This is a genomic window from Alcanivorax sp. MD8A (genome assembly GCF_002888555.1).
Lineage (GTDB): Bacteria > Pseudomonadota > Gammaproteobacteria > Pseudomonadales > Alcanivoracaceae > Alcanivorax.
This window is the reverse complement of sequence record NZ_AQOQ01000061.1, coordinates 1-5,991: the sequence shown is the minus strand read 5'-3', so window position 1 is coordinate 5,991 and position 5,991 is coordinate 1. Positions and strand designations below refer to the sequence as shown.

The 5,991-nt window shown below is 60.0% G+C and carries 6 protein-coding genes; 4 read left to right on the top strand and 2 right to left on the bottom strand.

Annotation, left to right across the window (positions count from 1 at the left end; translation table 11 throughout):
* Positions 1-270 precede the first annotated feature (270 nt).
* Both A15D_RS16770 and A15D_RS16765 read right to left on the bottom strand, forming a co-directional pair.
* On the bottom strand, positions 271-1,137 hold the full coding sequence (locus A15D_RS16770) for an SDR family oxidoreductase (RefSeq protein ID WP_233192288.1): 867 nt from the start codon (positions 1,135-1,137) through the stop codon (positions 271-273).
* A gap of 23 nt (positions 1,138-1,160) precedes the next feature.
* Positions 1,161-2,399 (bottom strand): oxygenase MpaB family protein, encoded by a 1,239-nt coding sequence (locus tag A15D_RS16765; protein ID WP_102792863.1) that lies wholly within the window; start codon positions 2,397-2,399, stop codon positions 1,161-1,163.
* Positions 2,400-2,490: 91 nt separating this feature from the next.
* Between A15D_RS16765 and A15D_RS16760 the strand changes: the two genes are divergently transcribed.
* From A15D_RS16760 to A15D_RS16745, 4 genes are all read left to right on the top strand, one after another.
* Positions 2,491-3,108 (top strand): TetR/AcrR family transcriptional regulator, encoded by a 618-nt coding sequence (locus tag A15D_RS16760; RefSeq protein ID WP_102792862.1) that lies wholly within the window; start codon positions 2,491-2,493, stop codon positions 3,106-3,108.
* On the top strand, positions 3,105-4,100 hold the full coding sequence (locus A15D_RS16755) for an AraC family transcriptional regulator (RefSeq protein WP_022984025.1): 996 nt from the start codon (positions 3,105-3,107) through the stop codon (positions 4,098-4,100). Before A15D_RS16760 ends, A15D_RS16755 begins: the two co-directional genes overlap by 4 nt.
* A 262-nt stretch (positions 4,101-4,362) precedes the next feature.
* The gene (locus tag A15D_RS16750; protein ID WP_102792861.1) at positions 4,363-5,232 is read left to right on the top strand and encodes a fatty acid desaturase; all 870 of its coding nucleotides are present in this window, start codon (positions 4,363-4,365) and stop codon (positions 5,230-5,232) included.
* A gap of 130 nt (positions 5,233-5,362) precedes the next feature.
* The coding region (locus A15D_RS16745; RefSeq protein ID WP_102792860.1) for a fatty acid desaturase at positions 5,363-5,991 on the top strand (629 nt) is incomplete at its 3' end.

The following is a 5,991-nucleotide window of genomic DNA, read 5'->3' as shown; positions in this document are numbered from 1 at the left end:
TTTGCTCCGCTCACCCTTCGGGCCGCCCTCCGGACGTTCCTTCGCTACACTCGGTGGCGGCGCGATCCCAAACCAGGATCAAAAGCATTTTCATCACAGGGGGCACAGGGTTCACCGAGGAAGACGGTTTTCCTCAGTGAACCCTGTGCCCTCTGTGGGAAATCAGTCTTTTACGACATGGGTTATCGCGCGGCGAGCGACGCTCCTACGGAAGGGGCTCTTCTGTGGACGATTCCCTCGAATCCGCGAAGAACCCTTTTTCTGTAATGCTCAGGGCTTGTACAACAAGCGCCCCACGCTGTTGAACGCTTTTTCGGTAAGACTCATGCGAATCATGGCACGGAACAGGGTCTCTGGCAGCAACCGGCGGGCCAGCAACAGCATGCGGGCATCGGTGCCGACACTGTAGCGCAGGCGCTGGCTGCCATCGGTGGAGGCCTTGTAGATGACGTCAGCAGCCTCTTCAGGCGTCGAGCCCCCTGGCCCGGTCTTGTCCATCACCCCGAACTGGTCTTTGGAATAAGTCTCGTAGGTGGACACCCCGGTGCGATTTTCACGGTCGGCGGAACGCCCGAAGAAGGCCGTATTCACCGCCCCCGGCTCAATGATCTTGATGCCAATGCCCAGCGGACAGAGTTCGTACACCAGCCCTTCGGTGAACCCTTCCACCGCCCACTTGCTGGCGTTATACACACTGTACAGCGGCAGTGGTACCCGCCCGACCATGCTGGCCACGTTCACGAGTACACCGCTTTGCCGCTCGCGAAAGTGGGGCAGCACGGCCCGACAGGTCTCCATCAGTCCGAACACATTGGTCTCGAACTGCCGTTTAATCTGTTCTTCATCCAGGGTTTCAAACGCGCCCATCAACCCATAGCCGGCATTGTTCACCAGCACGTCAATCGCCCCGAAACGCTGGATGACGGCTGCTACAGCGGCGTGAATGCTGTCACGGTCTGTGACATCCAGACGGGTACACATCACCCCCGGCAGTGCCGCCAGCTCATCCGCCAGGGACGGGTCTCGCATGGTAGCTGCCACATTCCAGCCGTTGGCCTGAAACAGTTTGGCGGTGGCGTAGCCGATGCCGGACGACGCCCCGGTAATCAATACCGTCTTGATCGCAGATTCAGTCACACTCATTTCCTGCTTTATCGGTTTCAGACATGCCCCGGGTGCGAAGCATCCGGGCGAATCAGGTCTTGCTCGGATTCCCCGAACATCTGGGCCAGCACCTGCAATTGAGCCTTGCGGCCCGTACGCTGCTGTCGCTGACGCAACCCAGGTAAATAGCGCTGACCGGCATGCAAGGCAAACCGCGGCCCCAGCGTGAGCAAGGGGTACCAGGACGACACATCCTCCGGCAGGCCCAGTTGCGCCATCTTTTGCTTGTCCAGGAAAAAGCGGCTGACACTCAGATGCTTGTTGTAGGCAAGCTTGCGCTGCAGGGATTCAAAACGGCCGAACTTTCGCTCCAGCGGCTCTTGTGCCAACGCCATGCCCAGCTCACGGCTGGTCCAATCCGGCTGGCTCTGGGTCATCAGGGTGTGGTGCAGCAGTACAATCCCGTCGCGCTCGCTGTCGACCAGCCAACGCTCATCCACGCCCATCAACCAGCTGGCGTATTTCCACAAGTGCATCACACCACGGGACTCACGGGGCGTTACCGGCACGCCCATCTTGCGCAGGCCACCCAGCATCACCACGCAGAACCCCAGATAGGTCGCCACCATATCTACCTGACTGAGCGGCTTGCCCCACTGGCTCTCATCCCACTCGTCCCGGGAGGCCAGGTTGCGGCGCACCAGCGAATGCACCATGCGCACATGCAAGGTGCTCTTGAAGCCTGCCCCGAAACGCTCCAGTCCGCCCACCTCCGTGCAGTCGATCCACCACTTGCCGGTCTCGGCCACTCGACGGGACGCGCCCTTGTTGAGGGCGCCGGTCAACACCAGGGACTGGTTGAAACCGGACAGCAAATAGCCCCCCATCAACGCCAGATCCCGCAACACGTACGGCGCTGTCATGCCAGTGGAGTGAATAAAGCGGGCACCGTCCTCGATCAGCTCGAAGTCCACCCAGGCCGGGCGTTTTTCCAGCCGTTTGATGAACAAACGCAAAGGCTCCGGGCAATCCGGGACCGCGTGCAGCCCCTCATTGACGGCCTTTTCGAACAGCGCACGGGCCTCCCGTGGGCCGAATTCCACCATCCAGTCCACCAGCTCATCCATGGACTGATCACCTTCCCACAGGGCGGCGATCACCTCATCAAATTCTGCGCGACTCGGCGCCAGATCACGGCCCAACAGGGTACGCAGCAACACTGGCGTGGCTTGCTGGGTCTTCTCAAATGGGCGAGCCCGGCGGGGCGCGGGCTGAATGTGTGCCTGAGCGGTCATCACAACCTCCTGGGTGTGCTTGCAATAGCTGCCACCCTAATGCGAATATGTATTCGCATTCAATTCGCATTTTGCCGATACAGGTTCCGCCATGCGTAAACGCCCCCAACAACAGCGCTCCCGGGAAATGGTCCGCGCCCTGATCGACGCGACCGCCCAGGTCATCCAGCAGCAGGGGCTGGACAACACCACCACCGCCAGGATTGCCGATGTAGCCGGCGTCAGCGTGGGCTCGCTGTATCAGTATTTCGGTGACAAGGATGGGTTGATCGAAGCCCTGATGGAGAGTCTGGCCGAGGATATCGGGGTCGGTCTGAAACGACTGCCCATCACCGACAATGTGGACATCAATGCCATGGTCAGCAGCGCCATTCGCTTCGGCTTTGCGGTGCTGCATTCCCGCGACGGCCTGTACCTGGAACTGGTACGCAACTGGCATAGACTGCCCACCAACCGGGTGGTGGAAGTCCTGCAACAACACTTCATGGATCTGGCCCGGATGTACTTCCTGCGCCATTATCGGGACTACCCCATCCACAACCTGGAGGTGCGGGTGTTTATCGTCACCAACAGCGTGCTGTTCACCATGGTGCGCTACATCAGCCAGCACGGCGGCATGATTCGCGAAAGCGAGCTGGCCGATGAGCTGACCCGCATGGTCGCCAGCTACATCGCCGAACCGCCTGCCAGCGAGGAAACCGTTCGATGAAACCCGACCTGGCTCTGGCCTACTGCCGCATGATCGCCCAGACCCTGGGGCTTGATCAGGATGGCCTGGATACCCTGGTGGCCAACACCGGGATCGACGCCCACACCCTTCAGACCAGCGATGGGTTCATTGACTGGCCCGGTGCCTGTCAGCTGATTGCAAACGCGCAGCACATGAGTGAAGCGCCGGATCTGGCCCTGCAAACCGGCCTGCGCGCCCTGCCTGCCATGCATGGCCCCATGGGCATGGCCGCCATGGCCAGCCCTACCCTGCGCGATGCCATGCGGGTCTTTGCCAGTTTTACCAACACCCGCACCCGGGTGTTTCTCACCGAAATGGAAGAAACTCCCGACACCATCACCCTGCACCTGAAATTCGCTTATCCGCTGGATGATGCCATTCGTTTCCTCACCGAATCCGCCATGGGGTCGGCCTACGCCTGTCATGTGGTCCTGCGAGGCAAACCCATCGAGGATGGCACCGCCAGCTTCAACTACCCGGCACCGGCTTGGGCCGAATCCTACAAAAAGATCTTCCGGGGTACCGAAGTGGTCTTTGATGCCCCCGGCGTGTCGCTGTCCCTGCCTGCACGCTACGGCGACGAGGTGTTAGCCAGCCACGACCGGGACTTGCTGTGGCTGGCCATTCAGCAGTGTGAAGCCCGCCAGGAAGCCCTGCGCAAACAAGGCACGGTAACGGATCAGGTGCTTGCCTTGCTTCACCAAAGCCAGGGCCAGGCCAGCCTCGATGCCGTGGCAGACCGTTTGCACATGAGCCCGCGCACCCTGATTCGCAAGCTCAAGCACGAAGACACCCGCTTTCAACAACTGCGTGACCAGACCCTCAGCCGCCGCGCCACCCAGCTGCTGAGCCTGCCCCACTACACCGTCGCAGCAGTGGCAGAAGACCTGGGCTACACCGACGTCGCCAGCTTCCGCCGCGCCTTCCAGCGCTGGTTTGGCACCAGCCCAGGTCGATTCCGGCAGGAATAAAAGCCAGCGACAAGCTTCAAGCCACAAGCTGCAACGCGATCGAGCCTCTCATTCCAGCAAGGCCGAGCCCGCGATTAACGGTAAAACGCGGGCACGGACGATCCAAAACCGATGACTCTGATCGCGTTGTAGCTTGCAGCTTGCAGCTTGTGGCTTGCAGCCAGTCCCTGTCATTTTCTATCCCCCCCTTGTCAGCATCCGCGCTTACCGCTGTTTGCCATTCCGGCAACACTGAAAAAAAGCACCATTGGAGACTGGCGCAATGAGTCACGCCGACAACAACAATGAACTGGCCCGCCTGAAGGTGTCACCGCCACTGGCCTGGCCCACGATTGCCATTCTGATCGTGTCCCTGATCAGCATCGCCCTGAGCTGGGTACTCGTCATGAACGACATCTGGCCACTGTGGCTGGGCATGGTCATCAACAGCATTGCGGGCTACGCCCTCTTTACCCCGGCTCACGAGGCCATCCACCGGGCAGCAGCGCAGAAGTCGTCTACCAATGACTTTCTGCTGTCTGCCGCCACCTTCGTGGCCGTGCCCTTCGGCAAGGGTAAACTGTTCCGCCTGCTGCACATGCGCCACCATCGCTTTGCCAACGACCCGGAAAACGACCCGGATCACTGGATGGCCAGCAGCCTGTGGACCATGCCGCTGTGGGGTCTGTGGCCGTATTTCTATCTCTACAAGTTCCTGCGCAACCCGGCCATGCTGCCCAATGTGAAGGTGTCCGAGATCGTTCGTGAGATCGTCGTGGCCGGGATTATCTTTGGCGCCCTGATTGCCTGGGAACCCTTCTACATGCTGACCCTGTGGCTGATCCCCACCTACTTTGCCTTCTTCCTGATGTGCCTGGTGTTCATGGTGCTGCCGCACTACCCCCATACTGGCCGACAGGATGAAGACCCCAACACCACTGCCCTGATGCGCATGGGCGGCGAGTGGTGGCAGACCCCGGTGCTGATGTACCAGAACTACCATCTGGTCCATCACCTCTATCCCACCGTGCCGTTCTACCGTTACGGCAAGGTGTGGAAGGCCCGGGAAGCCCACCACATGGAAAACTCCGGCAGCATGATCATTGGCCCCTTCGGGCTCGGCCCGGACAGCGACAAGGCCAACGCCGCCTGACGCCTGCATCGGGGCGGCCCGTCACGGCGCCCCGATGACACTATTTATCCCCTTTTTGGCATTTTCCGCGCTTAACTTTCTTTCCTGTTCGGTAAACACTGTGTATCTGGACCATGCAGGAGACTGCCCAATGACGACAACAACCGAAGCAGAAGAACTCAAGACACTGGCCAAACTGAAGGTATCGCCGAGGTTTGCCTGGCCAACCATTGCCCTGATGGTGCTGTCCCATGCGGCCAACATCAGCAGCTGGATCATGGTCATCGGGGGCTACTGGCCTGCCTGGGTCGGCCTGGTGATCAACAGCATCGCCGGCTATGTCATGTTCACTCCTGCCCACGAATCCATTCATCGTGCCGCAGCGCAGAAATCAGAACACAACGACCTGATCCTCTCCATTGCCACCTTTGTGGCGGTGCCGTTTGGCAAGGGCAAGTTGTTCCGCATCATGCACATGCACCACCACCGCTTTGCCAATGATCCGGAAAAAGATCCGGATCACTGGATGGCCAGCAGTCTGTGGACCATGCCGCTGTGGGGTTTCTGGCCCTTCATTTACTTGATCAACTTCATGCGCAATCCGGAAAAGCTGCCCAATGTGGCCATGTCCGAAATCCGCCGTGAACTGATTGTCGCCGGCATTGCCCTGACCGCCCTGTTCATCTGGCAACCCTACGTGACCCTGATGCTGTGGCTGATCCCGTCCTACTTCTCGTTCTTCCTGATGTGTCTGGTGTTCATGGTGCTGCCGCACTACCC